The 25690-nt window shown below is 73.1% G+C and carries 22 protein-coding genes; 9 read left to right on the top strand and 13 right to left on the bottom strand.

Annotation, left to right across the window (positions count from 1 at the left end):
* Positions 1-183 precede the first annotated feature (183 nt).
* The 7 genes from ACFQBR_RS32615 to ACFQBR_RS32585 all read right to left on the bottom strand — a co-directional run bounded on the left by ACFQBR_RS32615 (position 184) and on the right by ACFQBR_RS32585 (position 6392).
* On the bottom strand, positions 184-933 hold the full coding sequence (locus tag ACFQBR_RS32615) for an SDR family NAD(P)-dependent oxidoreductase (protein ID WP_267947531.1): 750 nt from the start codon (positions 931-933) through the stop codon (positions 184-186).
* A gap of 255 nt (positions 934-1188) precedes the next feature.
* Positions 1189-1476 (bottom strand): hypothetical protein, encoded by a 288-nt coding sequence (locus ACFQBR_RS32610; protein WP_267947530.1) that lies wholly within the window; start codon positions 1474-1476, stop codon positions 1189-1191.
* Positions 1477-1510: 34 nt separating this feature from the next.
* Positions 1511-2329 (bottom strand): ABC transporter ATP-binding protein, encoded by an 819-nt coding sequence (locus ACFQBR_RS32605; RefSeq protein ID WP_267947529.1) that lies wholly within the window; start codon positions 2327-2329, stop codon positions 1511-1513.
* On the bottom strand, positions 2326-3192 hold the full coding sequence (locus ACFQBR_RS32600; RefSeq protein WP_344185382.1) for an ABC transporter permease: 867 nt from the start codon (positions 3190-3192) through the stop codon (positions 2326-2328). Before ACFQBR_RS32600 ends, ACFQBR_RS32605 begins: the two co-directional genes overlap by 4 nt.
* Complete coding sequence (locus ACFQBR_RS32595) at positions 3189-4043, bottom strand: ABC transporter permease (RefSeq protein ID WP_267947527.1); 855 nt, start codon at positions 4041-4043, stop codon at positions 3189-3191. The genes ACFQBR_RS32600 and ACFQBR_RS32595 overlap by 4 nt, the downstream gene beginning before the upstream one ends.
* Positions 4040-5179, bottom strand: a complete 1140-nt coding sequence (locus ACFQBR_RS32590) for an ABC transporter substrate-binding protein (protein WP_344185380.1) — start codon at positions 5177-5179, stop codon at positions 4040-4042. The genes ACFQBR_RS32595 and ACFQBR_RS32590 overlap by 4 nt, the downstream gene beginning before the upstream one ends.
* A gap of 211 nt (positions 5180-5390) precedes the next feature.
* Positions 5391-6392, bottom strand: coding sequence for a LysR family transcriptional regulator (locus tag ACFQBR_RS32585; RefSeq protein WP_267947525.1), 1002 nt, complete (start codon positions 6390-6392; stop codon positions 5391-5393).
* 621 nt (positions 6393-7013) lie between these two features.
* Here ACFQBR_RS32585 and ACFQBR_RS32580 point away from each other — a divergent pair.
* Positions 7014-7718 (top strand): hypothetical protein, encoded by a 705-nt coding sequence (locus ACFQBR_RS32580; protein WP_267947524.1) that lies wholly within the window; start codon positions 7014-7016, stop codon positions 7716-7718.
* Between the two features lie 243 nt (positions 7719-7961).
* Here ACFQBR_RS32580 and ACFQBR_RS32575 read toward each other — a convergent pair whose 3' ends face one another.
* The gene (locus ACFQBR_RS32575; RefSeq protein WP_267947523.1) at positions 7962-9566 is read right to left on the bottom strand and encodes an OmpA family protein; all 1605 of its coding nucleotides are present in this window, start codon (positions 9564-9566) and stop codon (positions 7962-7964) included.
* Positions 9567-10696: 1130 nt separating this feature from the next.
* On the opposite strand from ACFQBR_RS32575, the gene ACFQBR_RS32570 reads away from it, so the two are divergent.
* From ACFQBR_RS32570 to ACFQBR_RS32550, 5 genes are all read left to right on the top strand, one after another.
* The gene (locus tag ACFQBR_RS32570; protein WP_378554951.1) at positions 10697-12499 is read left to right on the top strand and encodes a molybdopterin-dependent oxidoreductase; all 1803 of its coding nucleotides are present in this window, start codon (positions 10697-10699) and stop codon (positions 12497-12499) included.
* Positions 12500-12575: 76 nt separating this feature from the next.
* Positions 12576-14276, top strand: a complete 1701-nt coding sequence (locus ACFQBR_RS32565; RefSeq protein WP_378554952.1) for a molybdopterin-dependent oxidoreductase — start codon at positions 12576-12578, stop codon at positions 14274-14276.
* 68 nt (positions 14277-14344) lie between these two features.
* Complete coding sequence (locus ACFQBR_RS32560) at positions 14345-14992, top strand: fasciclin domain-containing protein (protein ID WP_344185938.1); 648 nt, start codon at positions 14345-14347, stop codon at positions 14990-14992.
* Positions 14993-15302: 310 nt separating this feature from the next.
* Positions 15303-15917 carry an ECF RNA polymerase sigma factor SigK gene (gene sigK / locus ACFQBR_RS32555; RefSeq protein ID WP_267947520.1) on the top strand — a complete coding sequence of 205 codons (615 nt, stop codon included), beginning with the start codon at positions 15303-15305 and terminating at the stop codon, positions 15915-15917.
* Positions 15914-16654 (top strand): anti-sigma factor, encoded by a 741-nt coding sequence (locus ACFQBR_RS32550; protein WP_344185939.1) that lies wholly within the window; start codon positions 15914-15916, stop codon positions 16652-16654. Before sigK ends, ACFQBR_RS32550 begins: the two co-directional genes overlap by 4 nt.
* Positions 16655-16820: 166 nt before the next feature.
* On the opposite strand, the gene ACFQBR_RS32545 is transcribed toward ACFQBR_RS32550, so the two are convergent.
* The 3 genes from ACFQBR_RS32545 to ACFQBR_RS32535 all read right to left on the bottom strand — a co-directional run bounded on the left by ACFQBR_RS32545 (position 16821) and on the right by ACFQBR_RS32535 (position 20400).
* Positions 16821-17111 (bottom strand): hypothetical protein, encoded by a 291-nt coding sequence (locus tag ACFQBR_RS32545; protein ID WP_267947518.1) that lies wholly within the window; start codon positions 17109-17111, stop codon positions 16821-16823.
* Between the two features lie 258 nt (positions 17112-17369).
* Positions 17370-18662 carry an MFS transporter gene (locus ACFQBR_RS32540; RefSeq protein WP_344185940.1) on the bottom strand — a complete coding sequence of 431 codons (1293 nt, stop codon included), beginning with the start codon at positions 18660-18662 and terminating at the stop codon, positions 17370-17372.
* Positions 18663-19101: 439 nt separating this feature from the next.
* Positions 19102-20400, bottom strand: a complete 1299-nt coding sequence (locus ACFQBR_RS32535) for an MFS transporter (protein WP_344182514.1) — start codon at positions 20398-20400, stop codon at positions 19102-19104.
* A gap of 190 nt (positions 20401-20590) precedes the next feature.
* On the opposite strand from ACFQBR_RS32535, the gene ACFQBR_RS32530 reads away from it, so the two are divergent.
* The 3 genes from ACFQBR_RS32530 to ACFQBR_RS32520 all read left to right on the top strand — a co-directional run bounded on the left by ACFQBR_RS32530 (position 20591) and on the right by ACFQBR_RS32520 (position 23824).
* Entirely contained in the window at positions 20591-21073 is a 483-nt protein-coding gene (locus ACFQBR_RS32530) for an Lrp/AsnC family transcriptional regulator (protein WP_267947515.1), read from the top strand.
* Between the two features lie 218 nt (positions 21074-21291).
* On the top strand, positions 21292-22176 hold the full coding sequence (locus ACFQBR_RS32525) for an amidohydrolase family protein (RefSeq protein ID WP_344182516.1): 885 nt from the start codon (positions 21292-21294) through the stop codon (positions 22174-22176).
* A 76-nt stretch (positions 22177-22252) separates the two neighbouring features.
* Positions 22253-23824, top strand: coding sequence for a long-chain-fatty-acid--CoA ligase (locus tag ACFQBR_RS32520; protein WP_344182518.1), 1572 nt, complete (start codon positions 22253-22255; stop codon positions 23822-23824).
* Positions 23825-23903: 79 nt separating this feature from the next.
* Here the strand turns inward: ACFQBR_RS32520 and ACFQBR_RS32515 are convergent, their stop codons facing one another.
* Together ACFQBR_RS32515 and ACFQBR_RS32510 are read right to left on the bottom strand one after the other, a co-directional pair.
* Positions 23904-24692, bottom strand: coding sequence for a VOC family protein (locus ACFQBR_RS32515; RefSeq protein ID WP_267947512.1), 789 nt, complete (start codon positions 24690-24692; stop codon positions 23904-23906).
* 67 nt (positions 24693-24759) lie between these two features.
* Entirely contained in the window at positions 24760-25554 is a 795-nt protein-coding gene (locus tag ACFQBR_RS32510; RefSeq protein WP_267947511.1) for a VOC family protein, read from the bottom strand.
* Positions 25555-25690: the final 136 nt, after the last annotated feature.

The raw sequence follows: 25690 nt of genomic DNA, 5'->3' as shown, positions 1-25690 counted from the left end.
TCCCCCCGCCGACATCATCCGAACATGGTCCGCCGCCCCGTGGGGCGCGGGCGCGGGCGCGGGGCCGCGCCGTGGGGCGCGGGCGCGTGCGCCCGCGATCCGGTGGGTGGTCTTGTGGGGCCTGTGTGACCTGTGCGGCCGGTAGGGGCGGTGGGCCGTGGCCCGGCGGGCGCCCGTTCCCGGTCAGGCCGCCAGGTACCCCCCGTCCACAGGCACGACCGCGCCCGTCACGAACCCGGCGTCGGGTCCGCACAGGAAGTCCACGGCGCCCGCGACCTCGCTCGGACGCCCCCAGCGGCCCATCGGCGTCCGGTCGAGGATGCGCGCCTGGGCCTCGTCGTTCTCGCGGATCCCGGCGGTCAGGTCGGTGCTGATCCACCCCGGCGCGACCGCGTTGACGCGGATGCCCTCCGGCGCCCACGCGACGGCGAGCGACCGCGTGAGCTGCGAGATGCCGCCCTTGCTCGCGCTGTAGCCGGGCACCAGCGGTCCGCCGAAGTAGCTCAGCATCGACGCGATGTTGACCACGCACCCGCCCGAGGCGGCCAGCGCCGGGCGGGCCGCCACGCACGAGCGCATCACGGACGTCAGGTTGACCTCCACGACGCGCGCGAACACGGCCGGGTCGAACTCGTCGCCGCGCCGGATGATCCCGACCGCGTTGACCAGCGCGTCGATCTCCGGGAACCCGCCCAGGTAGTCCTCCAGGGCGTCGCCGCCGGTCACGTCGACCTCGGTGACCGCGGCACCCCCCCGGAGCGCCGGCGGGGCGTCGCCGGCCCGCAGTCCGCCGACGGCGACCCGGTCGCCGCGCTCGACGAACCGCTCCGCTATCGCCGCGCCGATACCGCTCGTGCCGCCGACGACGACGACCGTGCGGGGGCGGTGCGCGTCGCCCCGGCTCCCTGCGGGGCCCGGCTGCTGGCCTTCCATGGCTCCTCCGACTCTGCGGCCGGCGGGTGGCCGCCGGCGTGGGGTGTGGACTCGGTCTCTGGTTCTGGACGGGTGCTCCCCGGGGCACCGCCGAGGGGGGGAGCCCCCGCGGCAGCGGTCCACTGGGAGCCCGGTACCGCCGCGGGTGCCGGGTGTCTCTCGACGTCGATGTGGTTGTGGTCGGGGCGGGCCGGGGCCGCCGGTCCCCGCCCGCCGGAGCCGCCGGCGTGGACGGCGCCGGCGGTTCGCGGGGGCCTACTCGGGCTCGGGGGCGACCAGGGCTTCGATCCAGTACTCGCGCGCCAGGGCGTCCACCCCCGCGGGCGAGACGCCGCGCAGGTGGACGACGGTGTCGTCGGTGCCCGCGATGCGCCCGTGGTTCTGGAGCTGGAGGATGTGGTACCGCTCGGGCACGAACCCGAGGACCACGTCCACGTCGAACCTGCCGCGCTCGTCGGGGGCGTCCCCCAGCCCCGGCTCGGCCTTGCCGATCGCCTGGAACCCGAGCCACCCCTGGTAGAGGAGCACCGCCAGGACCACCACGGCGATCCTGCGCAGGGTCGCGCTCCTGAGGGCCCTAGACCACGTCGACGGGGCTGTCCGAATCGACACGGGCCCCACCCCCCGTCCCGGCCCCGCCGGAGAGCAGGTCGTTGATCCGGGCGACCTTGTCCCGGAACTCCGGGAGGTCCACCGCCTCGCGCCAGGTGCGCGGACGGGGGAGGTCCACCGTGACGATCTCCTGGACCGTGCTCGGCCTGCCGGAGAGGACCACCACCCGGTCGGAGAGGAACACCGCCTCGTCGATGTCGTGTGTCACGAAGAACACCGTCGGCCTCCGCTCCTCGAAGATCCGGGTCAGGTCCTCCTGGAGCCTGCGCCGGGTCTGCGCGTCGATGCTCGCGAACGGCTCGTCCATGAGCATCACCGCGGGCTCGTTCGCGAGGACCCGGGCGACGCCGAGCCGCTGCTGCATGCCGCCGGACAGCTCGTGCGGGTACTTGCGCTCGAACCCGCCCAGTCCGACCAGCTCCAGGTACTCCCGGCCCCGGCGCTCGCGCTCGGCGCGCGGCACGCCCTTCATGCGCAGGCCGAACACGGCGTTGCCGAGCACGGTCTTCCACGGGAAGAGGGCGTGGCTCTGGAACACCACCCCCCGGTCGGGCCCCGGGGCGGAGACCGGGCTCCCGTCCACCTCGACCACGCCGCCGGTGGGCTCGACGAAGCCCGCGACGGTGTTCAGGACCGTGGTCTTGCCACAGCCGCTGGGGCCGAGGACGGAGACGAACTCACCGCGCTCCACGGTGAAGGACACGTCGCCGATCGCGGTGACCTCCTCCCCCGAGTAGGCGTCGGTGTAGACCTTGTTCAGGTTCTCGATCACCAGTGCGGTCATCCGTCACCCTCCATGCTTCGCACCATCCCCCACCGTTCGACGGTGGCCTTCTCGAACGGCGCCAGGATGAGCGCGTCGAGCATGTACCAGAGGACCCCGAGCACGATCATGCCGAGGAAGACCTGGCTGACGTCGCCGACCCTGCGGGCGTCGAACATCATGAATCCGATACCGCTGGTGCCCACGATGATCTCCGCGGCCACGAGCGCGCGCCATCCGTAGCCGAGCCCGGTGCGGACACCGCTCGCGACCGCGGGCAGCGCCCCGGGGAGGATGACCTCCACGAACACCCGGACGCGGCCGGCGCCCAGGCTGCGGGCCGCGCGGATCAGCTCGCCCGGCACCTGCTCGACCCCCGCCACCACGCTGAGCATGAGCGGGAAGACGATCGTGTACACGATGACGAAGGTGACGGAGGTCAGGCTGAAGCCGAACCACACGATCACGATCGGCAGCCAGGCGATGTCCGCGATGGCCTGGAAGAACAGCAGGATCGGCCAGACGGCCTTGCGGACCCTCAGGGACATCGCGGTCAGGAACCCCATCGGCAGGCCGATGAGGAGGCCGAACCCGACGCCGTAGCCGAGCCGGGTCAGGGAGTCGGACAGGTAGCCGGGCAGGATGCCCTTGCGGAGCAGGTCGCCGACCTCGGCGACGACCCTGTCGGGGCCGACGAAGAAGGCGTCCGGGAAGACGCCGGCCTCGGCGACCAGCCACCACAGGGCCACGACGGGCACGAACGGCCCGAGGGTGCGGAACGCGCTGTTGCGGGACAGCCTGGCCCAGAACCGCCTGGCCAGGGGTGCGCGGCGGGGCCGCGGCCGGGCGCCCGGGGACGCGTTCCTCTCGCGGGTCGCGGTCATCGCGCACCTCCCGTCATGCCCCAGCGCTCGATGGTGCGCCTCTCCAGCGGTGCCAGGAGGAGCCGGTCCATGATCAGCCACAGGACGCCGATGACGACCATCGAGGCGATGATGACGTCCGTGGAGAAGGTCTTCTGGGCCAGGAAGAGCGCGTAACCGAGACCGGCGCTGCTCGCGATGATCTCGGCGGCCACCAGGCCGCGCCACCCGTAGCCGAGCCCGATCCTCAGGCCGCTGACGACGCTGGGCAGCGCCCCGGGCAGGAGCACCTCCCAGAACATCCGCCACCGGCTCGCGCCCATGGACCGGGCGGAGCGCAGCAGGGTCGCGGGGATGCGCCGGACCCCCAGCATCGTGTTGTAGGCCAGCGCGAAGAACATGGCGTTCCACACGATGAAGATGACGGCGCCGTCGCCGTAGCCCAGCCACAGGGTGGCGATGGGGATCCACGCGATGCCCGCCAGAGCCACGGAGAACCGCAGCAGCGGGGAGAAGAACGCGGACAGGGCCGGGCTGGCGCCGAGGGCGATGCCGAACGGGAGCCCGGTCGCCACGGCGATGGCGCTTCCCATGAGCACCCGGTACAGGCTCGCGCCGAGGTGCCTGGCGAGCTCACCGCTCGCCGCCATGTCGGCCAGGGCCGCGGCGACGTCGTCCACCTGCGGGAAGATCCGCCTGGGGACGCCGGTGAGCTCGACGGTCACGGCCCAGACGGCGACCAGGACCACGAACGGGAGTGTGAACCAGAGCGTCGCTCCGACGAACCCGGGCCCGGAGCCGCGTCGGGCCCTCCGGGCCGCCCGGCCGCCGGGCGCGGTGCGCCCGGCGGCCGGCACAGGGTCGGGGGTCATACCGCGCACGACTCCTGGGCGATCTCACGCACGAAGTTGTAGTCGGCGTCGATGGCCGCGGCGTCGGGGATGTCCTGGAGGTCCTCGAACAGCTCGGGGTTCTCCTCCATGACCGACACGATCGGGCCGGGCTCGAAGTAGTCGTTGATGTCGAAGTCGAAGTCGATCTCGCCCTGGTTGGCGAGCAGCTGCCCGACCGTGTCCAGCGCCAGGTAGTTGCAGGCGGAGAAGCGGGGGTCGAGCTGCGCCACGTTGTACTGCATGGCCTCCTGGGCGACCTCGGGGTCGGTGCCGGTGAGCCACTGGACGGCCGAGGAGGCGGCATCCTCGGGGTTCTCGCGGATCCACTGGTCGGAGGCGGCCCGTGCGGCGAGGAACTCCTCGACGGCCTCGGGGTTCTCCTCCAGGAAGGTCGGCGTGGTGACGATGTAGCCGATGAAGGGGATGTAGCCGCCGCCCCTCAGGACGATCTCCGAGCCCTCGACCTGCTCGGTGATGGTGATCGGCCACGGGTCCCAGATGACGGCCGCGTCGATGCCGCCGGTCTCCAGGGCCACCGCCATGTCCGGCGGGGCGGTGTTGACGAGCTCCACGTCGTCCGTGTCGATGCGGAGGTCCTCCAGCAGCCCGAGCAGGTAGAGGTGGTTGATGGAGCCGATCGAGACGCCGATCGACTTGCCCTCCAGCGTGGACAGGTCCTCGCCGTCGATCTCGGAGCCCTCGGCCGCGACGATGGCCGCGGTCTCGTCGATGCTGCGCTGGGTGGCCGAGCCGGTGTAGTTGCCGACCAGGCTCAGCTCGGCGCCCTCCTGCGCGGCCGCGATGGCCGGGGTGCCGACCTGGATGATGTCGACGTCGCCCGCCTCCAGGGCGTTGATCGCGTCGACGCCCGTGGGGAAGGGCTCGGCGAGGGTGACGTCGAGGTCGCGCTCCTCGAAGAGGCCCCGCTCGGTGCCGATCGGCAGGCCGATCTGGTCGATCGCGGAGACGTAGCCGGCGTTGATGCTCGTCAGCGAGCCCGAGCCCGCGTCGGCGCCCTCGACGTCGTCGTCGACGGTCGAGCCCCCGGTACAGGCGGTGAGCAGAAGCACCGACGAACATGTCGCGGCGAGGGACAGCTGGGAAAGTCGAGGCATGGACTTCTTCCGATCACACAGGGTGGCACCCCCGCGAACCCCGGCTCACCCCGACCCACCAGGGGAGATCGGGGAATGGCTGTCGCCTGTCACGAACGGGGGTAGCGGAGAGTGAAAAAGGGGGAGCTCGGAAGGGGATGACGGTTCGCGCCGGTCTGAATCCCCTCCGCCGTTTCGCGTGGTTGACGCTACTATCCGCGCCACCCTGGCGTTAAGTCCTATTCCCTGATGACGGTATTCGAGAAGTGAATACTGTGTCGGATGAACGCTTCCGTGGCGAGATGACTCTGACGGTGCCTGTGGGACTCGGCTGTTCGGTGATGGTCCGCAGGACGCTGCGGGCGGCCGGGGTGAGGGGACGCGTCGAGTCCCAGCACACGGCGACCCGCCGCTCGGGGGGCCCTTCGAGCCGCCTGATCCGGACCCCGCTGGTGTCCGCGATCGACGCCGCCAGCCAGTTCGTGACGCCGACGCCGATGCCCTCGGCGACCATCGACACGAGCGTCTGCGGCTGGTTGGTGGCCTGGATCGGGTCGATCTGCAGCCCCCGCTCCTGGAACACCCGGTAGGACTCGAACTCCGAGGTCTCCGGGGCGTCGAGACGCCCGATGGACACGATGGGGTGCTCCGCGACGGCGTCGACAGGCACGGGGTCGGGCACGTCCCCGAGGGGGTGGCCCTCCGCGTGCAGGACCACGAGCGGCTCGGACCACAGGGGCAGGCTGGTGACCGAGGGGGACGTGGGCCGGGGCGACATCGGCCGCAGGTAGAGGTCGATGCCCCCGGACGCGAGGGCCTCGTCGAGTTCGAGGGTGGAGCGCTCCACGAGGACGACCTTGACGTCGGGGTCCTCGGCGATGAGGTTCTTGAGGAGGCCGGGGACGAACGCGGCGCTGGCGCTCGGGTAGGAGCCGAGGGAGACGATGCCGCGCGTGCCTCCGCGCCAGGGGGCCATGGCGGACTCGGCCGCCTCCAGCGCGCGGAGCACGTTGCGGGCCTGGACGGCGAGGGCGTCACCCGCCTCCGTGAGGCGGACCGGGCGCTTCTTGCGGTCGAAGAGGGGCTGGCCGATCTCGCGTTCGAGCGCGGCCACGTGCTGGCTCACGCGCGGCTGGGACCTGCGGGTGGACTCGGCCGCGGCGACGAAGCTCCCGGTGTCGATGACGGCCAGGAAGGAGACGAACCACTCCAGGCGGATGTCCGCGTCGAGCATGGACGGGTCTCACTCTCGAAGATGTTCGGACGGGCGGGGGAACCCGCCCCGGACCGGGTCGGCGGGCGTCGCGTCCGGGAGGTCCGGGGCCGGGGAAAGGAACGGCGGGAAAACGGATACGTCGAGATCAGGGGCTTGGGAAAGGGGGGTGGGGGAGTTCTGGAAGGGGGGTCGGGATGCGGGGGAAAACCGGCTCGGGGAGTTCGGGGGCCAGGGCCTCCGAGAGGTTTCGCATGGAACGGGCGTGACACACGTTATAACCAGCGGAACCAGAAAGAGTTCACCGTTTCGCCACATAAGTACATAAAACGGACTCAACGGTGCCGACTATCCAGGATCCTGATCCCGGTATGCCGAAAACACACGCGGAATCCGCCGCCGGGGGACCCGCGCCGGACCGTCCGCCGCCCCCGCTCCGGGGGCCGGGCGGGGCGGGGCGCCAGGGGTCCCGGGGACGGGCCGCCGCCGTGTGCGGCCGGCGCCCGGGCGGGGCGGGGCGCGGGCGGGACGGGGTGCGGCGGTGTCCGATCGATGGGGGGACGCGGAACTTGCTAGGTTTCCGTGTGTCCCCCGTCGGCGCCACTCCCGTCCGCCCGGCGCTCCCCGAACCGAAAGCCACCCATGCGACTGATCCCGTCCTCCCCCCTGTCGTGCCTGGGCACGGCCGCCGTCGCCGTCGTCGTCGGCGGATTCGTCCTCGTCGGCTGTGACGTGGTCGACACCGACGAGTTCGACATGGACTTCAGCTTCTTCTCCGCAGACGGCGAGGAGTCACCGGACGAGGACCCGAGCGCCGAGCCCGGCGCCGAGGAGGGGGAGGAAGAGGAGACGGAGCAGGAGGCCTCGTCCTACGGGCTCCCCGATTCCTGCGCCGCGGCCGGGGCCGCCGAGGTCGTCGGCGACCTGGCCCCGGGCCCCGTCCTCGCCGAGGACGCCGGCCCGGTGGAGGGGATCGACGGCGCCGAGCAGGTGGTGTGCTCCTTCAGCGACGGGAGCGGCACCGCGGGCGCCCCCTCCCTCACCCTGGTCTTCACGTCCGGCGCCGACCCCAGCGCCAACCCGGACGTCGTCCAGGTGCCCGGCGCCGAGGAGGAGATGAACTGGGAGGTGGACATCGACGTGGACGTGGACACCTACCACACCGACGAGTCCGACTCCCTGGGCGGCGACCTGGAGTACGTGGGGACCGTGGACGGTTCGAGCCGCAACCTGTACCTGTCCCTGCCGGGCGACCTGTACGTGACCGTGATCGCCTACGGCGAGGAGGTCCCCCGCGAGGACCTGGAGCGGATCGTCATGCAGGCCGCCGAGCGCGTCCGCGGCTGACCGCGCGCGGGGCCGGGCTCCGGACGCCGCACACACGACGAGGGGCCGTCAGCGTCGCGCTGACGGCCCCTCGCGGCTTATGCGACCCCGGCCCAGCCCCCGCGGCCGTCCCGGACCCTCCGGGGCTCCAGGGACCCCGGAGGCCCTGCGCCGGGGGCGGGGCCCTGCGGAACCGGGTCTGCGCCGCGGCCCGCCGGGCCCCACCGCACCTACCGGAGCACCGGGGGCGGGGCCTCCGGCCGGCTAGTACTCGACCGGGACCTCCTCGAACTCACCGAACGGCCCGGCCCGCAGGGTCAGCTCCTCCACGTCCACCGGAGGCGCCGGGAACACGGCGACCAGGTTGTAGGTGTTGCCGGGCTGGAGCATGTGGACCTCCTCGGCGAAGCTGCTGTAGCGGCCCTCGCCGAAGTCCATCTGCGCCACGTAGCGCACCAGCCCGCTCTCAGGCTCCAGCAGCTGGAAGCCGCCGAGCGTACCCTTGTTGAACTGCTCCGGGCCGCCGGCCTGCACGGCCTCCTGGCCGCCCAGGTCGGGGATGGTCGGCTCGCCGGTGGTGTTGGTCAGCGCGACCGTGCCGATCACGTACGCGCCGTCGCGGCGCAGGGGGTAGACCTCCAGGCGCACCCCGTCCAGCTCGCCCTCGGCCACCACGGACCCCGGGTCCGCGTCGTAGGGCGCCGGCCAGGTGACGTTGCGCTGCGCGACGCCCAGCCCGTCGTCGTCGTACTCCTCTTCCTCCGTCGCCTCGACCGTCGTGTTGAACACGTACGAGAACTCGACGCGGCGGTTGCGGGCGCGGGCCTCGTCGTCGTCGGGCCCGCCCTCGCGGGCGACCGGCTCGCGCTTGCCCCGGCCCTCGACCTCCAGGGTGAAGTCGGTGCCCAGCTCCTCGGCGAGCAGGTCGCGGACGCTCTCCGCCCGCTCGACCGAGAGGTTGTCGTTGTAGGAGTCGTCGCCGATGCCGTCGGTGTGCCCGATGACGGTGATGGCCGGCTCGTCCGGATCGACGTTCGCGGCCAGCGTGGTGGCGGCCCGGCGCACCACGTCCTCGGCGTCCGCCGTCAGGTCGGAGCGGTCGAACTCGAACATGACGTCGGAGTGCAGGGAGATGATCTCGCGGTCGCCGTCCCGCGTGGTGGAGGCGATCTCGGAGTCCACGAAGCTCTGCACCCAGCCCTCGTCCGCCACCGCGTCCTCGTCGGGGCGGCGGTTCACGAAGGTGAGGTTCTCGCCACGGGGCGGCGGAGCGTCCAGGGTGAGGTGGTCGGGGCCGTTGGGGCTCTCCGGGTCCGGCCGCTCCTCCTCCACGTCCTGGACGGGGATGCCCGTCATCGCTCCGAGGCCGCTACCGACGAAGGTCACCTGCCGCACCTCGTCGGGGATGCGGGGGAAGTAGCGCACGTACTCGTTGGTGACGCCGTCGTGGACCGGGTACAGGCCGTCCTGGTTCGGGCTCTCCGACCCGTACTTGAGCCCCTCCCCGTCCAGGAACTGGCGGTAGACCCGGCCGCTGAGCGGGTCCACGAGGGTGTGGGCCATGCTCAGGTTGCGGTTGGGCCCGGAGAACTCGTCGGGGTAGGTCACCTCGTAGTACATGACGGTGTAGTCGTCGGTGCGCTCCAGGCCGGTGACCGCGAAGTGCATCTCCGTGTCCTGCCCGGTGTCCTGGAAGATGCGCCCCTCGCGGACGTAGGGGAACTCCTCCCTGACCGTCGGCGGCCCCGACGCGTCTCCGAACGTCTCGGACCACCAGTCGGATATGTCCGCGGTGACCGTGCAGCCGCTGAGCAGGAGACTGCCCGAGACCATCAGCGCGACCACGGTGATGGGCGTCTTCCGCGCCATGTGGGGGAACTCCGATCGTTGAGGGAGGCGTACCGGCAACATCCTCCAGCACTCGGAGGGCCGAACCGACCGCCACGTCCCCGGTTGGCGGGATACCGGCCGCTCGGAGGGGGGATGTCCGGGAATCGGGAGGGCGGGACCGGCACAGGAGCCGACAGGCGCCGTCGGGCCGCCCGGCCCCGCTCTCCGCGGCCCCGCCGCCGGAGGCCGGGACGGCCGGCGGCCGGAGGTCCCCCCGCGCCTCCTGGAAACCTTCTCCCGGAAAGCTCAGAAAACTACAGCGGCTGGAGTAGACATGCCCCTTCGGTGCTGCTAGATTTCCTGTCGTAGCCACAGAGATACACGGCTGGACCACCGGATACGCCGGTGGAACGCAGGACGGCCCGACGGTGTGCACGTGCTTCAAGACACCGGGAGCCGGTAGGACAGCAGCACCGCAGTACGAGCAGCACCGCAGTACGCAGGACCGGCATCCCGCTCATCCAGGGGACGCCGCAGCAGGACGAAGAACGCGGTAGGGCTCGACCGGCGCGCTCAGCGGCACGGCGCCGGGAGCCGGTAGCACCGCAGTACCGGTGTCCCGCCCGTACCGGGGAACACCGCGCAGGAGGTAACGCAGGACGGCTCGACGGTGTGCACGTGCTTCAAGACACCGGGAGCCGGTAGGACAGCAGCACCGCAGTACGAGCAGCACCGCAGTACGCAGGACCGGCATCCCGCCCGTCCAGGGGACGCCGCAGCAGGACGAAGAACGCGGTAGGGCTCGACCGGCGCGCTCAGCGGCACGGCGCCGGGAGCCGGTAGCACCGCAGTGGAAGACAGCGCACGCAGTGAGATCGAGAGGAGTAGGTGCCATCAGGACCGCCCGGCGCGGAACGTTCGCCCGGGCACCGCAAGGCCCGGTTCGGAAGAAGGTGGTCCACGGTCACACAACCGCGATCCCCGCGATCCCGTCCCAGCTCGACTTCGGGCAGCGGAAGACCGGCAGCGGCCGGTAGGTGGTATTGAACTCTCGGGCCCCAGCGCCGTTCGGCGCTGGGGCCCTCGACGTGCGTCCAGGAGGCGCCCGGCCCCGCCGTGGACGGCGACGGCTCTGGCGGTGAACCCCCGGGTGGGGGATTCTTGGTGGCATGTCCGCGAAGAGGTCCCCCCGGTCCGCCGATCCCGCCTCCGGCCCGAGCACCGCCGGAACGGGAGAGGGCACAGCGCGCGCGAGGCCGTTCCCCGGCCGGTGGACGGGGCCGGTCGTCGGCCTGCTCGTCGTCGGCGCGGCACTGGGCGCCGCACAGCTGGCCGCCGCCGCGGTCCGGTCCTCCCCGCCGGTGGTGGCGGTGGGCGACGCCGTCGTGGAACTGAGCCCCACGTGGCTGGTGGAGACGGCGATCACGCTGTTCGGGACCGCCGACAAGGCCGTACTCCTCGCGGGGATCGTGGCCGTCCTGGCGGTGTCCGGGGGCGCGCTCGGGGCGGTGGCGCTGCGCCGCCCCTCCGTCGGCTTCGCCGGGTTGGCCGCGTTCGCCGCCGCGGGGCTGGCCGCGACGCGGCTGCGCGGGGCCGACGACCCCGGTGCGGCGCTGTCCGTGGTGTGCGCCGCCCTCGCCGGGGCCGCCGCGCTCGCGGTGCTGCTGAGGAGCGCGGGCGGTACAGGGGGAGCCGCCCCGCCGGCCGGGGCGGACGGGCGCGACGCCTCCGGGAGGGGGCCCGGCGGAACCGGGGATGCGGCTCCCGGCACGGCCCCGGGCCCGGTCACCGACGCGGACACGAGAACCCCCGGGGCCGATGAGGGCCGAGGCGCCCGCCGGCCCGCAGGGGACGACGGGTCCGGCGGCCCGTCCGCGCCCGCCGGGGGAGACGGGTCGGCGCCGACCGGCGCGGGGCGGCGGTTCGTCCTCACCGCCGCCGGGGTCCTCGCCGCCTCGGGCGCGGCGGGCACGCTCGGCCTCCGGCTCCCGGCCCTCCTCGGCGGTCCCCCCGGGCGACCCGCCCCGGCCCTGCCGGCCGCCGCCGTCCCGCTGCCCGCGCTGCCCGCCGGAACCGACCTCGGCATCCCCGGCCTGACCCCGTTCAGCACCCCCGCCGACGAGTTCTACCGCATCGACACCGCCCTCACCGTCCCCCGGCTCGACGCCTCCCGGTGGGTGCTGAGGGTCCACGGGAGGGTGGAGCGGCCGTTCGAGATCGACATGGAAGAACTCCTCGGCCTGCCCCTCGTCGAGGCCGACATCACCCTGTCCTGCGTGTCCAACCCGGTCGGCGGCGACCTCGTCGGCAACACCCGCTGGCTCGGGTACCCCCTCGCGGACCTCCTGCGCCGCGCCGGAGTCCGCGCCGGTGCCGACCAGATCCTCAGCACCTCCCACGACGGGTGGACCTGCGGCACCCCCACCGAGACCGTCATGGACGGGCGCGACGCCCTCCTCGCCGTCGGCATGGGCGGCCGTCCGCTCACTCACGAGCACGGCTTCCCGGCGCGCATGGTCGTGCCCGGCCTCTTCGGCTACGTGAGCGCCACCAAGTGGGTCACCGACATCGAGCTCACCCGGTTCGCCGACAGGCAGGCCTACTGGTCCGACCGCGGGTGGGCGGAGCGGGGACCGGTCAAGACCATGTCGCGGGTGGACGTGCCCGGCGACTTCACGCGGACCGCCGCCGGGGACGTCGTCCTGGCCGGTGTGGCCTGGTCGCAGCACACCGGGATCGACGCGGTCGAGGTCCGCGTGGACGACGGCGAGTGGTGGCCGGCCGAACTGGCCCGGACGCCGGGCGCCGACACCTGGGTCCAGTGGGTCGCGGAGACGCGGGTCGGCCCGGGGATGCACGCGGTGGAGGTGCGCGCCACCGACTCCTCCGGGTACACCCAGTCCTCCGACGAGGTGGAGACGATCCCGGACGGGGCCGAGGGGCGGCACCGCATCCGCTTCACCGCGGAGTAGCCCCAGCTCAGGACCCTCCTCGAAAAACCTCGGAAAAAGTTCCCGGCCGACCCATCCGCCCGGCCTCCGGGTCCGAATACCCCATGTGACCACCGAGACACGCGGGACGAGAAACCCGCCACGCGACAGGCGACGGACCGTCGTCGGGACGGTCGTGGGGCTCCTCTCGGTCGGCGCCTCACTGGGCGCCGCCGAGCTGGCCTCCGCGCTGGCCCGGACCGCGCCACCGGTGATCGCTGTCGGCGACGCCGTCGTCGACAACACACCGCCGGCCCTGATGGAGCTGGCGATCTCGCTGTTCGGAACAGCCGACAAAGTCGTACTGCTCTCCGGAATCGCGGTCGTCCTCCTCGGTGTCGGGGCCGTGCTCGGCGTCGTGGCGCTCCGGCGCCCGGCAGTCGGGTACGCAGGGCTGGCGGTGTTCGCGGCGGCGGGGATCGCCGCCGTGCTCCTGCGCCGCGCCGACGAGCCGGGGGCCGCGATCCCCGTACTCGTCGGCGCGGCGGCAGGGGCCTCGGCCCTCGCCCTTCTCCTCCGGAGCGCGCGCGGGTACCTCCGCCCGGCGGCGGAGGCCGCAGCCGGGGCGGACGGGCCGACAGGCGCAGGCCCGCAGGCGCCGGCGGACGCGCAGGGCTCGCAGGACGCCCCGGACGCACACGGCACCGGGGGCGCGCAGACGGCGCACGCTCCCGAGCCGGGACCCGCCCAGGGGCCCGGGAGGCGCGGCTTCGTCCTGACCGCGGCGGGGGTCCTGGCCGCCTCCGGGACGGCCGGCGCCCTGGGCCGCCTGCTGCCGTCCGCCCTCGGCGGCACGGGCGGGCGGTCCGCGATCGCCCTCCCCGCCGCCGCCGAACCCCTCGCCCCGCTGCCCTCCGGAACCGACCTCGGTGTGCCGGGCCTGTCCCCCTTCAGCACCCCCGCGGAGGACTTCTACCGGATCGACACAGCCCTCACCGTCCCGCGGGTGGACGCCTCCCGGTGGACCCTGCGTGTGCACGGCATGGTCGACCGGCCGTTCGAGATCGACATGGAAGAACTCCTCGGCCTGCCCCTCGTCGAGGCCGACATCACCCTGACCTGCGTGTCCAACCAGGTCGGCGGGGACCTCGCGGGCAACACCCGCTGGCTCGGCCACCCCCTCGCGGACCTCCTGCGCCGCGCCGGAGTCCACGCGGACGCCGACCAGATCCTCAGCACCTCCCACGACGGATGGACCTGCGGCACCCCCACGGAGGTCGTCATGGACGGACGCGACGCCCTCCTCGCCGTCGGCATGGGCGGCGAGGCCCTGACCCCCGTCCACGGGTACCCGGCCCGCATGGTCGTCCCCGGTCTGTACGGGTTCGTCAGCGCCACCAAGTGGGTCACCGACATCAAGCTCACCCGGTTCGCCGACGAGCAGGCCTACTGGGCACAGCGCGGCTGGGCCGTGCGGGCGCCGGTCAAGACCATGTCGCGGGTGGACGTGCCCGCCCCCCTGGGGCGCGTCGGCTCCGGGGAGGTCGTCCTCGCCGGGGTGGCCTGGGCCCAGCGCCGGGGGGTCGACGCCGTCGAGGTCCGCGTGGACGACGGCGCGTGGCAGACCGCCGAGCTGGCCCGGGTTCCGGGCATCGACACCTGGGTCCAGTGGGTCGCGGAGACCGTCGTCGACCCCGGCCAGCACACCGTCGAGGTCCGCGCCACCGACTCCGCCGGCCGCACCCAGCCCCCGGAGCGGGTCGACCCGGTCCCGAACGGCGCCACCGGGTGGCACCGCGTCCGTTTCACCGCCGAGTGACCACGCTTCCGCTGCTCCCGGGCAGCGGTTCGAGACAACCGAAGTTCACCCAGTTGAAGGAGAGAACCATGATCCGCAAGAACGCTCTCACTGCCACCGCAGCCGCCGCCGTCCTCGCCTTCGGCCTGTCGGCCTGTGGCGGGATGGAAGGGGACACGGAGGCCGAGACCCCGGCCGCGGGCGGCGCCGAGGAGAGCCCCGCCACGGAGGAGAACGAGGGCTCCGGCGGGATGCAGGAGGCCGGGGAGAACTTCGGCCCCGGCTGTGCCGACGTGCCGGCGGACGGCGACGGCAGCTTCGAGGGCATGGCCCAGGACCCGGTCGCGACGGCCGCGTCCAACAACCCGCTGCTGTCCACCCTCGTGACAGCCGTGGGCGAGGCCGACCTCGTCGACACCCTGAACTCGGCCGAGGACATCACCGTCTTCGCGCCCAGCAACGACGCCTTCGAGAAGATCCCGCAGGAGGACCTGGACGCCCTCCTGGCCGACCAGGAGCAGCTCACCGAGGTCCTGACCTACCACGTGGTCGAGGGACGCCACGCGCCCGCCGACCTGGAGGAGGGCACGTTCACGTCGCTCCAGGGCGGGGACGTCACGACCGCCGGGTCCGGCGAGGACTACACGGTCGACGACGACTCCGCCGTGGTCTGCGGCAACGTCCAGACCTCGAACGCGACCGTCTACATCGTCGACACCGTGCTCATGCCCTCCTAGGTGGTGCTCTCCGGATGCCTTCGCCGGTGTCGGCGAATCCGACACCGGCGCGGGCGGCCGACCGGGCGGTCTCCCGCAAGACGATCTGCGAGGTCCAGACTGGTCGTGCTCCACGGGCGCGGAGGCGCCGCGCGAGGAGGCCGGGTGGACGCGAGGGCGGAATGATCCGGAAAACACGACCCAGGCTCCGAGCACGACGCACCCGGGCGGCCCGCGCGATGACGCCGGGCCGTCCGGGCCCGTGCGTCACACGGCCACCGGGCAGGAGCCGTAGGAGCACGACCGCGTACCGACCAGGAACGAGGAGCGGATGAACGAGGAAGCCACGGCGCCCCGTGGTCCCCGCCGCGTGGAGGGGGCGGCGGCCCCCGCCCCGTCCGACCAGGGGCTCACGCGGCTGCTCCGCGAGGTGGCCCGTGGCGACGAGGGCGCGTTCGGCGAGGTGTACGACCTGGTCAGTCCGGCCGTCTACGGTCTGGTGCGACGGGTCCTGAGGGACCCGGCCCAGTCCGAGGAGGTCGCGCAGGAGGTCATGGTGGAGGTGTGGCGCACCGCGTGCCGCTACGACGAGCGTCGGGGGAGCCCTCGCGCGTGGGTGATGACGCTCGCCCACCGGAGGGCCGTGGACCGGGTGCGGTCCGAGCAGGCGGCCACGGACCGGGAGGCGCGCGCGGTGGCGGCCGACACGCACCGCCCCTACGACGAGGTGGCCGAGGAGGCCACCGACCGCCTCGAACGGGAGCGGGTGCGCCGGTGCCTGGACACCCTGACCGAGCTCCAGAGCCAGTCCGTGCGCCTGGCCTACTACGGCGGGTACACCTATCGTGAGGTCGCCCGTCTGCTGTCCACGCCGTTGGGCACCGTGAAGACGCGGATGCGCGACGGGCTGATCCGGCTGCGCGACTGCCTGGGGGTGGAGTGGTGAGCAGGAGACTGGGCCAGGACCTGCACACGCTCTCGGGCGCCTACGCACTCGGCGCGCTGTCGCCGGGTGAGAGCGTCCGGTTCGAGGACCACCTGGCCGACTGCGACTCGTGCGTGCAGGAGGTGCGGGGCTTCGCCGAGACGACGGCCCTGCTGGGTTCCGCCGCGGCGCTCACGCCCCCGGCGGAGCTGCGCCGGCTCGTGCTGGAGGAGGTGGCGAGGACCCGCCAGCTCGCGCCGCCGCCCGAGCCACTGCCCGAGCCCCGCCGCAAGCGGTGGAACCGGGGCACGGGGCTGGTACTCGCGGCGTGCCTGGTGCTCGTGGTCGCCCTGGGAGCGGTGGCCGTCGACCAGATCCGCGAGGTGGAGCGCCTGCGCCAGAACGAGCGGCAGATCGCCGCCGTGCTGTCGGACCCGGGCGCCGACCACACCACGGCCGAGCCCATGGAGGGCGTGTCCGTGACCGTCGTGCACTCGGAGGCCAGCGGGCAGCTGGTGTTCAGCGCGCACGGGCTGGAGCGGCTGGAGGACGAGGACTACCAGCTCTGGCTGACCCGCCCCGACGGCACCGTCTCGTCGGCGGGGGTCCTGTCGGTGGACGAGGCCGGGTTCGTGCTGCCGGTGCTGGCGACCCCGGAGGACGAGGACACCGACGGCGTGGCGGTCACGGTCGAGCCGGAGGGCGGCTCCGAACAGCCGACCTCGGACCCGCTGATGGCGATGCCCTTCGAGGGCTGACCCGGGGCCGGACGAGTCCAGGGGACTGTTCCGGTGGGCGGCCGGCGGGCGCGCGAAGGGATCGGACGGGGCTCCCGCGGGGGCGGGGCCCGCCGGGCCCCGCCGTGCTCCGCTCGAACCCGGGCCCCGGCCCCCGTGCACGACGTGCCCGGGGGCCGGGGCCGTCTCACGGGACGTGGACGCTGAAGGTGGAGAGGCTGTTGTCGAACCGTTCGGTCGCCTGCGGCCCGACCTGCCCGACCACCTCCCCCGAGCAGTCGCGTTCGTAGTGGACGGTGACCGTCTCGTCCGTCAGGTTGGTGACGGTCTTGGCCTCGAACGGCCGGAAGTTGTAGCACCCGCTCGGGTTCTCGAAACTCCTCGGGCCCAGTTCGAGCGTGCCCTGGGCCGCGTGGGCCGGGGCGGCGGCGGTCAGGGCGAGTCCGGCGGCGGCGAGGACGGCGGCGATACGTTTCACAGTTATCCCATCACGGAGAGTCACGAATACCTGTGGGTGTAGTACCCCCCGTCCTCGGAGCACGTAACACCCTGAACTCCATATATGGGAAAAACGTGGCGTCGTGCCGACATCCGGCCCGGCCTGTCGGCGGCCTCCGACCCCGGGGGCGCGTCCTCGCGGGCCCCGCCCCGGTGCGCCCCGCGGAAGGGGTCCGCGTGGGGACGTGGCCCCGTTCCGCCGCCCGCGCCCGGGGCGGGTGGGGTCCGGCCTCCGCGCTCAGGTCCCGGCCAGCTCCTCCGGGCGCGGGAGGTCCCGCATCACCGGCGAGAGGGTGAACAGCGCCGCGAGCGCCGACAGGCCCGCCATCGCCAGGAACACCCAGGTCGGCCCCGCACGGTCGAAGACGATCCCGATCCCGAGGATGCCGACCGGCTGGGAGACCAGCGCCATGAACATGACCGCCCCCAGCACCCTGCCCTGGTACCCGTCGCCGACCGACGCGGCCACGTAGCCGTAGAACAGGGCGTTCACGCACGGAACGACGGCGAACACGAGACCCAGCAACACACCGAGCGACACCGCGTTCGGCGCGACCGCCAGTCCGAGGGCGCACAGCGGAGCCGACCAGGCCGCGGCGAGGAACGCGGAGGAGGGACGTACCCACCTGAGGACCGCGCCGGCGGCGAGGGCGCCGACCAGTCCGCCCGATCCTGCCAGGGACACGGTCAGGCCGATCTGCACATGGCCCGCGCCCTGCGCCTCCGCCGTCGCGATGAGCGCGAGGAACGCCCCCGACTGCGAGAAGGCCAGGTTGAACCCGACGATCCACAGGATCATCGGTCGCAGGATCGGGTCCGCCGCCAGCAGGGAGAACCCGCCGACCGTGCCGCGCAGGGTCCAGCGCTCGCGCGCCGGAGCGCGGCAGGCCTGCATCGGGCGGCGGATGAACAGCACCAGTGCCGCCGACACCAGGTAGGCGAGGGCCTCCGTCACGAAGGGCAGGGCGCGGCCCAGGCTGAACAGCGACCCGGCGATGGGCGCGCCCAGGGCCGTGGTGGTGGAGAAGCGGATCTGGTTCTGGGCGGCGGCCCCGGACACCTGCGAGGCCGGGACCAGCTGCTTGACGGAGGCCATGGCGACCGGGTTGGAGACGCCCATCATCGCCGACGAGCCGACCGCGACCGCCACGATGACGGGGAACGCCACCTTCCCCGTGAACAGCAGGAGCGCGAAAAGGGCGAGCAGCGCCAGGCGTCCGAGGTCGCAGAACAGCAGGACGGTCCTGCGGTCGGCCCGGTCCGCGAGCACGCCCCCGGCCACGGCGGCGACCATGGCGGTGGCCACCTGGGCCGACCCGATGACGCCCGCCTGCGTGGCCGAGCCGGCGAGGAAGAGGACGAGGAGCGGGTAGGCGACCTCTCCGCTCTCCTTGCCGAGCCCGGCGAAGAACCGGCTGACCCAGAGCGTCTGGAAGTCGTGGTTGCGGATGAGCGGCCGGACCTCCTCCGCGCCGCCCACCGGGGGGACCGGGCCGGGGGGCGGGGGTCGGCGATCCCGATCCGCTGTCATCGCGGTCGGGGGACCCGATCACGGGCCGCTGGGGACGGCCTGTCGAGGGGTGGGCTTGTCATGACGTCATTATGCGCGTCTTGCCCGTATTAGCGAGGTTTGGTGTTTCTGCCCCGTACATCGGCGGACCGACCGGAAACCCCCCTCCGCCGACGGCGCACTCGCGGCTCGCCGGGCCTGCGCAAAGGCCTGGCGGGGACCGCCCCGGCCCGTCTCCCATGCCTCTGGCCAGGACCGATCACCTGGGCCACCCGGTTGCGCCCCTCCGGGGACGCGGCCCGGCCGGGATCGGCGGGCGGCCGGGGCCCCGGCCGCGCTCGGGGGAGACAGCGGCCGGACCCGGCCACCCGGTGCACGTGCACCGGGTGGCCGGGTCCGGCCAACCGGGCCTTTCCCGGCCCGGGGCCGCCCACCGGCACGCCGCCCGCGGGGGCGCCGGTCAGCCGGGACGGCCTCCGGCCGCGGCCGCCTCGATGGTCCACGGCGTGCGCTCGACGTGGGCGACGACGAACGCCACCGCCAGCGACCCGCCGGCGACCAGTGCGTACGAGGCGGTCCAGCCCCCGGTCAGCTCACGCAGCAGCCCGAACAGCAGAGGGCCTCCCAGGGCGATCCCGCTGCCCGCGCCCTGCACGAACCCGGACAGGGCCGCCGAGCCCCGCGCGGTGGTGCTGCGCGCGTTGATCATCGTCATGGTCACCACGAACAGGCTGGTGCCCAGGCCCAGGCAGACCACCCACAGCGGCGCCAGCTGTGGTGCCGCCGCCACCCCCAGGTAGCCGACCGCGTAGCCGGTGAGGCCGAGTGCCACGATCGGGAAGGTGTTCACGGCACGCAGGGTGAGGGTCGGCGCGACCAGCCCGAACAGCAGGCTGGAGCCCACCATCAGGGACACCATGGCACCGGCAGCAGCCGGGGAGTGGCCCGCGCCGGTCAGCAGCGCGGGCAGCCAGGTGAACAGGGTGAAGACGTTCCAGGTGACCATGCCGAACAGCAGGGCCATCCGCCAGGCCGTGCCGACCCGCCAGATCGGGCGGGCCGGTCCGGCGCCGGCGGCGTCCTCCGGCCCCGCGCCGTCGGCCGGGACGGCGCCCGACCGGCGCCCGGAGGCGGCGACGGCCGGGGCGTCCCGGCGCACCCGGCGCCCCTGGAGCGCCCACAGCAGGGCGGCCGCCAGGGCGAGCACCGACCAGGCGCCCAGGGCGAAGCGCCAGCCCATCGTCTCGGCCAGGGGGACGGCGACCAGCGGGGGGAACAGGGCTCCCGCGTGGATGGCGACCATCTGGACCGTGCTCAGGGCCGCCAGGCGGTCGGGGAAGTACTGCTTGATCAGCGGCGGGAGCACGACGTTGCCCAGCGCCGCGCCGGTGAGGGCGATGCCGGTGAGGACCAGCAGGGTCCCGGTGTCGGGGGCGAAGGAGCGCACGACCTGTCCCGCCCCGGTCAGGAGCATGCTCAGAGCGGCGGTGGCCTCCGGCCCCAGCCGGCGCATGATCGCGGGCGTGACCAGACCGAACACCGCGAAGGCGATCAGGGGCAGGGTGCCGAACACGCCGACGACGACGGCGGTGAACCCGAACTCCTCCCCCACCGTGGCGAGCAGGGGGGACAGCGAGGTGACCACCAGGCGCAGGTTGAGCGCCGCGCAGACGATCGCGATGAGGGCCAGGGTGCGGCCACGGGTCCGCGGGCGGGCCGACGGTCGGTCGGCGGCTGCCGGGACAGAGGAAGGTCTCACGGTACGGACGTCCCTTGTGTTCTGCGGTGGCGCGTCCTCGCGCCAGAGCTGGGCCGAACGGCGGGGCGACGGTGCCTGCTCCGGAAGGATCACTTCCTCGGCGAGCCAAATACGACCTTTTCTCTTAAATGTTAATCATAGAGCGGGTGTATACACAACATTCCGTATTTAATACGGCTACAATGCGCCCATGCCTGATCTTGACGAACTTGATACGGCGATTCTGGCCGAACTCCAGTCAGACGCACGAAAAACCAACCGGGACGTGGCCGCCGCGGTCGGCGCATCGCCCACGACGACCCTCGACCGGACCCGCGCGCTGCGGGAGAAGGGTGTGATTCGCGGCTCGATCCTGGACGTGGACCTGGAGAAGATCGGCCGCCCGGTGCAGGCGCTCATCACCGTGAGCGTCGTGAAGCCCTCACGCCACAACATCGAGGCCTTCCGGGACTGGGTCCGCTCCCTGCCGGACACCCTGTCCGTGTTCGTCACCTCGGGCAGCGAGGACTTCCTGGTCCACGTGGCCCTGCCGGACAACAACAGCCTGTACGCGTTCGTCGTCGACAAGCTGACGGAGAGACCCGAGGTCGCGGACGTGCGCGCCTCGATCGTCTACGAGCACCTGCGCAACGACCGCATCGCGCCGACCACGGCGCGCACCCGGCGGCGCTGACCCGGACGCACCGGCCGGGCCCTCCGCCTTCCCGGGAGGGCTCCGCCGGAACGGCGCGCCGAGGGTTCACGGCCCACGGCCCGGGGCGGCTCCCGCGGCGGCCGAGGTCCCGGCATCCCCCGACCCCGCCCCCTCGGCCCCCGTCTTCCGCGGGCGACCCGGAGTTCCCCGCAGGGCCAGCACGAACAGCGGGGGAACGCCCACGTATCGTGTCAGGTGTGACACGAGTCTCATCCGACCCCGCGTCCGGGTCCGCCGACGTCCACACGGTCTGGCGGGACCTGGGCCTCCCGGGGCTCATCGACGTCCACACGCACTTCATGCCGCACAACGTGCTGCGCAAGGTGCGGAACCACTTCGACGCCCTCGGAGACCAGTGGCCCCTCGCCTACCGGGGGGACGAGCACGAGTGCCTCGCCCTGCTCAGGGGGTTCGGCGTCCGCCACTTCACGGCGCTCTCGTACCCGCACCGGCCGGACATGGCCGTGTGGCTCAACGACTGGGCGGGCGGCTTCGCCGACGACAACCCCGACTGCCTGCGCAGCGCCACCTTCTACCCCGAGCCCGGCGCCGGCGACTACGTGGCCGCCGCCGTCGAGGCCGGCGTCCTCGTGTTCAAGGCCCACCTCCAGGTCGGCGGCTACGACCCGCGCGACCCCCTGCTCTCCGACGTCTGGGGGAACCTCGCCGACGCCGGGACGCCCGTGGTGGTCCACTGCGGTTCCGGCCCCGAGCCGGGCCGATTCACCGGTCCGGGCCCCTTCTCCGAGGTCCTGAGCGCACACCCCCGGCTGACCGCCGTCATCGCGCACGCCGGGGCGCCGGAGTACGTCGAGTTCCTGGACCTCGCCGAGAAGTACGGCCGCGTCCACCTCGACACCACGATGGTGTTCACCGACTTCGCCGAGGCCCGGGCGCCGTTCCCCGCCGACGCCCTCCCCCGCCTGGCGGACCTGGGCGAGCGCGTCCTGCTGGGCACCGACTTCCCGAACATCCCCTACCCCTACGCCGAGCAGCTCCACGCCCTGACCCGCCTCGGCCTGGGCCCGGACTGGCTGCGGGCCGTCCTCCACGGCAACGCGGCACGGCTGTTCGCACTGTGACCGCCCCCAGCCGGGAACCGCCGCGGACACGGGCCCGCCGCGGACACGGACCGGCCCAGCACAGAAGGAAGGCACCATGGAACTCGCACTGACCCCCCTGGAGTTCGCGCGCCGGACGCGCAGACTGCACCCGGACCGCGAGGCGGTCGTCGACCGGGGCCTCCGGCTGACCTACGAGGAGTTCTTCGACCGGTGCGACCGGTGGTCGTCGGTCCTCCAGGGCATGGGGGTGGCCAAGGGCGACCGGGTCGCGTACATCTCCCCCAACACCCACGCGCAGCTGGAGTCCTTCTACGCGGTGCCGCAGCTCGGCGCGGTCCTGGTACCGGTGAACTTCCGCCTGTCCGCCGACGACTTCGCCTACATCGTCAACCATTCCGGGGCGAAGGTCCTGTGCGTGCACGCCGACCAGCTCGACACCGTCGACGCCGTCCGCGACCGGCTTCCGGACGTGGAGCGGTTCGTGGCGCTGGAGGGGGCCCGGTCCGGCTGGGAGGACTACGAGGCCCTGGTCGCGGAGGCCTCCCCCGAGTTCGTGCGCCCGGTCGTCGAGGAGACCGACCTCCTGACCGTCAACTACACGAGCGGGACCACCGCGCGCCCCAAGGGCGTGATGATCACCCACCGCAACGCGTACATGAACTCGGTGGGCACCCTGCTCCACCTGCGGATGGACGTCGGCGACCGGTACCTGTGGACCCTGCCGATGTTCCACGCGAACGGATGGACCTACACGTGGACGGTGACGGCCGCGTCCGCCACCCACGTGTGCCTGCCCGCGATGGACCCGGCCACCGTGTACGACCTGATCCGCGACGAGGGCGTCACCTGGCTGTGCGCGGCGCCCACCGTGCTGATCATGCTGGCCAACACCCCGGAGGGGGTGCGCGGCGAGGTCCCGCCCGGCGTGCGCGTGGTCACCGCCGGGGCCTCCCCGGCCGCCGACACGATCGAGCGCCTGGAAGACGGTTTCGACTGGACCGTCACCCACGTCTACGGGCTGACGGAGACCGCTCCGTTCATCACCGTGTGCGAGCCCCGGCCGGAGCACGGGGGGCTGTCCGGCCGCGACCGCGCCGCCGTCAAGGCCCGGCAGGGGGTCGAGCTGCTCACCTCCGGCGAGCTGCGCGTGGTGGACACCGCCGGCCGGGAGGTCCCCTGGGACGGTACGACCGTCGGGGAGATCACCGTGCGCGGGAACGTGGTCATGAAGGGCTACTACGACGACCCCGAGGCCACCGAGGCGGCCATGGGCGACGGCTGGTTCCACACCGGGGACGCCGCGGTGACCCACCCGGACGGGTACGTGGAGATCCAGGACCGGATCAAGGACGTCATCATCTCCGGCGGCGAGAACATCTCGTCCGTCGAGGTGGAAGGGGTCCTCCTGCGGCACCCGGCGGTGCTGGAGGCCGCGGTCGTCGGGGTGCCGCACGAGCGCTGGGGCGAGACACCGAGGGCGTCCGTGGTGCTGCGCGAGGGGGCCGAGGCCACGGAGAAGGAGCTGATCGGCTTCGCCCGCGACAACCTGGCCCACTTCAAGGCGCCCACGCAGGTGGAGTTCCTCGACCAGCTCCCCAAGACCGCCACCGGCAAGATCCGGAAGTTCGTCCTGCGCGGCGGAGCGTCCGCCGTGTCACGGCAGTAGGCGGCGGAGCGGGCCCGGCGTCCCCCGACCGGGCCCGCGCGGGGCCGTCCGGCGGGCCGGTCCGGCCCGCGGGGGCGGCTCACACCGACGGGCCGAGGACCATGAACCCGGCGCCGAAGGGGTCCGCGCAGTTCGCGACCCGCCCCACGCCCGGCGTGTCCTCCGGCTCCGTGTACACCTGTCCGCCCGCGTCGGCCGCCCGTTCCGCGGCGGCGTCGCAGTCGTCCACACGGAACACGGGGATCCAGAGCGCGGTGCCCGCGTCGTCGGACAGCCGGGACCTGTCGACGGGCAGGATCCCGCCGTGGGCGGCCTCCTCCCCCGTCCCCTCCGGTCCGACGAGCGTGTACTCATGGGCCCCGGCCAGGGCGAAGGAGTGGAAGGACCATCCGAAGAGCCCGCCGTAGAAGGAGCGCGCCCCCGCCCCGTCCGGCGACCACAGTTCGAGCCAGCACAGGGTGCCCGGGCGGTCCGCGACGTCGAACCCGGCGAACCTCCCCTCCTGCCAGACGGCGAAGTGCCCGCCCCGTGGATCCAGGAAGTGGGCCATCCACCCGAGTCCCATGACGTCCAGCGGCTCGACGAGCACGGTGCCGCCCAGTCCGCGCACCGCCTTGGCGGCGGCCCCCGCGTCCGGGACGGAGAAGTAGGCGGTCCACGCGGGCTGCTCGCCCTCCTCCATCAGCGGGCCGAGCCCGCCGACGTCCTTCCCGTCCAGGCGGGCGAACCGGTAACCGCCCGTGTGCGGTCCCGCCGAGGTGTCGGTCCACCCGAACATCCGCCGGTAGAAGGCGGCGGCCGCGTCGACGTCCGGTGTGCCCAGCTCCAGCCAACAGGGGGCGCCCGGTGTGAAGTCGGTGGTGATCATGGCAGTGGCCTCCGTGTTCCTTGCGGCCGCGGTCCCCGCCGGGGCCCGGCCCCGAACGGGCGCGGTTTCACATCGGCGAGGGCGCGAGCAGGACGAACCCCGCGCCGAACACGTCGGCGCACAGGGCGAGCCGCCCCACCCCCGGTGTGCTCTCCGGACCCGTGTACACCCGGCCGCCCGCCGATCGGACCCTCTCCACGGCCGCGTCGCAGTTCTCGACCGCGAACACCGGGTGCCAGTCCGCCGCGCCCCCGGTGGCGGCCAGCTGAGCGGGATCGACCGGCATGATCCCGCCGTGCGCCCGGTCCCGCCCCTGCCCGGCGGGGGTGACGATCGTGTACGTCCCTGCCTCCCCCGGCAGGGAGAAGCCGGTGTAGGACCACTTGAAGAGCTCGGCGTAGAAATCCCGCGCACCGTCGCCGTCGGGGGTCCACAGCTCGACCCAGCACAGCGTCCCGGGGCGGTCGGCGGCCTCCATCCCCCGGAAGGCCCTGGCCTGCCAGAGCCCGGCGTAGCCGCCCTGAGGGTCGGTGAACTCCGCCATGCGCCCGCGGTGGAGGACGTCGAACGGCTCCACCACGAGGGTTCCGCCGAGGTGCTCCACCGTGAGGACCGTGTCGTCCACGTCGGGGTCGGAGAAGTAGACCGTCCAGGCGGGCCTCTCACTCTCGCCCATGAACGGCACGAGCCCGGCCACGGCGGCGCCGTCCAGGAGCAAATACCGGTACCCGGCACTGTCGGGGCCTCCCTCGACCGCCTGCCAGCCGAACAGCTCCCGGTAGAACGCGGCCGAAGCCTCGACGTCGGGCGACGACAGATCGGTCCAACAGGGTGAACCGGGCAGGAAGTCGGTGGTGATCATCAGAACCCCTTCTCCATCGGACGCACACCACTTCCGAGTGTGACCCGGCCGACCGGCCCGTCGGGGATCGGGGCGGCAAAGACTCTCACAACTCACCTTGGCCGGCCCGGCCGCTCCGGAACGCGGTCGGGGAGGT

The sequence above is a fragment of the Nocardiopsis tropica genome, assembly GCF_042660575.1.
GTDB lineage: Bacteria > Actinomycetota > Actinomycetes > Streptosporangiales > Streptosporangiaceae > Nocardiopsis > Nocardiopsis tropica.
The sequence above is the reverse complement of the archived record's forward strand: the minus strand, read 5'-3'. Positions and strand labels throughout refer to the sequence as shown.

What these genes read in the sequence shown, in the direction of transcription:
- ACFQBR_RS32615 (WP_267947531.1), bottom strand. Translation starts at nt 933, where the DNA reads ATGGAAGGCCAGCAGCCGGGCCCCGCAGGGAGCCGGGGCGACGCGCAC.
- ACFQBR_RS32605 (WP_267947529.1), bottom strand. Translation starts at nt 2,329, where the DNA reads ATGACCGCACTGGTGATCGAGAACCTGAACAAGGTCTACACCGACGCC.
- ACFQBR_RS32600 (WP_344185382.1), bottom strand. Translation starts at nt 3,192, where the DNA reads ATGACCGCGACCCGCGAGAGGAACGCGTCCCCGGGCGCCCGGCCGCGG.
- ACFQBR_RS32595 (WP_267947527.1), bottom strand. Translation starts at nt 4,043, where the DNA reads ATGACCCCCGACCCTGTGCCGGCCGCCGGGCGCACCGCGCCCGGCGGC.
- ACFQBR_RS32590 (WP_344185380.1), bottom strand. Translation starts at nt 5,179, where the DNA reads ATGCCTCGACTTTCCCAGCTGTCCCTCGCCGCGACATGTTCGTCGGTG.
- ACFQBR_RS32585 (WP_267947525.1), bottom strand. Translation starts at nt 6,392, where the DNA reads ATGCTCGACGCGGACATCCGCCTGGAGTGGTTCGTCTCCTTCCTGGCC.
- ACFQBR_RS32580 (WP_267947524.1), top strand. Translation starts at nt 7,014, where the DNA reads ATGCGACTGATCCCGTCCTCCCCCCTGTCGTGCCTGGGCACGGCCGCC.
- ACFQBR_RS32575 (WP_267947523.1), bottom strand. Translation starts at nt 9,566, where the DNA reads ATGGCGCGGAAGACGCCCATCACCGTGGTCGCGCTGATGGTCTCGGGC.
- ACFQBR_RS32570 (WP_378554951.1), top strand. Translation starts at nt 10,697, where the DNA reads ATGTCCGCGAAGAGGTCCCCCCGGTCCGCCGATCCCGCCTCCGGCCCG.
- ACFQBR_RS32560 (WP_344185938.1), top strand. Translation starts at nt 14,345, where the DNA reads ATGATCCGCAAGAACGCTCTCACTGCCACCGCAGCCGCCGCCGTCCTC.
- sigK (WP_267947520.1), top strand. Translation starts at nt 15,303, where the DNA reads ATGAACGAGGAAGCCACGGCGCCCCGTGGTCCCCGCCGCGTGGAGGGG.
- ACFQBR_RS32540 (WP_344185940.1), bottom strand. Translation starts at nt 18,662, where the DNA reads ATGACAGCGGATCGGGATCGCCGACCCCCGCCCCCCGGCCCGGTCCCC.
- ACFQBR_RS32530 (WP_267947515.1), top strand. Translation starts at nt 20,591, where the DNA reads ATGCCTGATCTTGACGAACTTGATACGGCGATTCTGGCCGAACTCCAG.
- ACFQBR_RS32520 (WP_344182518.1), top strand. Translation starts at nt 22,253, where the DNA reads ATGGAACTCGCACTGACCCCCCTGGAGTTCGCGCGCCGGACGCGCAGA.
- ACFQBR_RS32515 (WP_267947512.1), bottom strand. Translation starts at nt 24,692, where the DNA reads ATGATCACCACCGACTTCACACCGGGCGCCCCCTGTTGGCTGGAGCTG.
- ACFQBR_RS32510 (WP_267947511.1), bottom strand. Translation starts at nt 25,554, where the DNA reads ATGATCACCACCGACTTCCTGCCCGGTTCACCCTGTTGGACCGATCTG.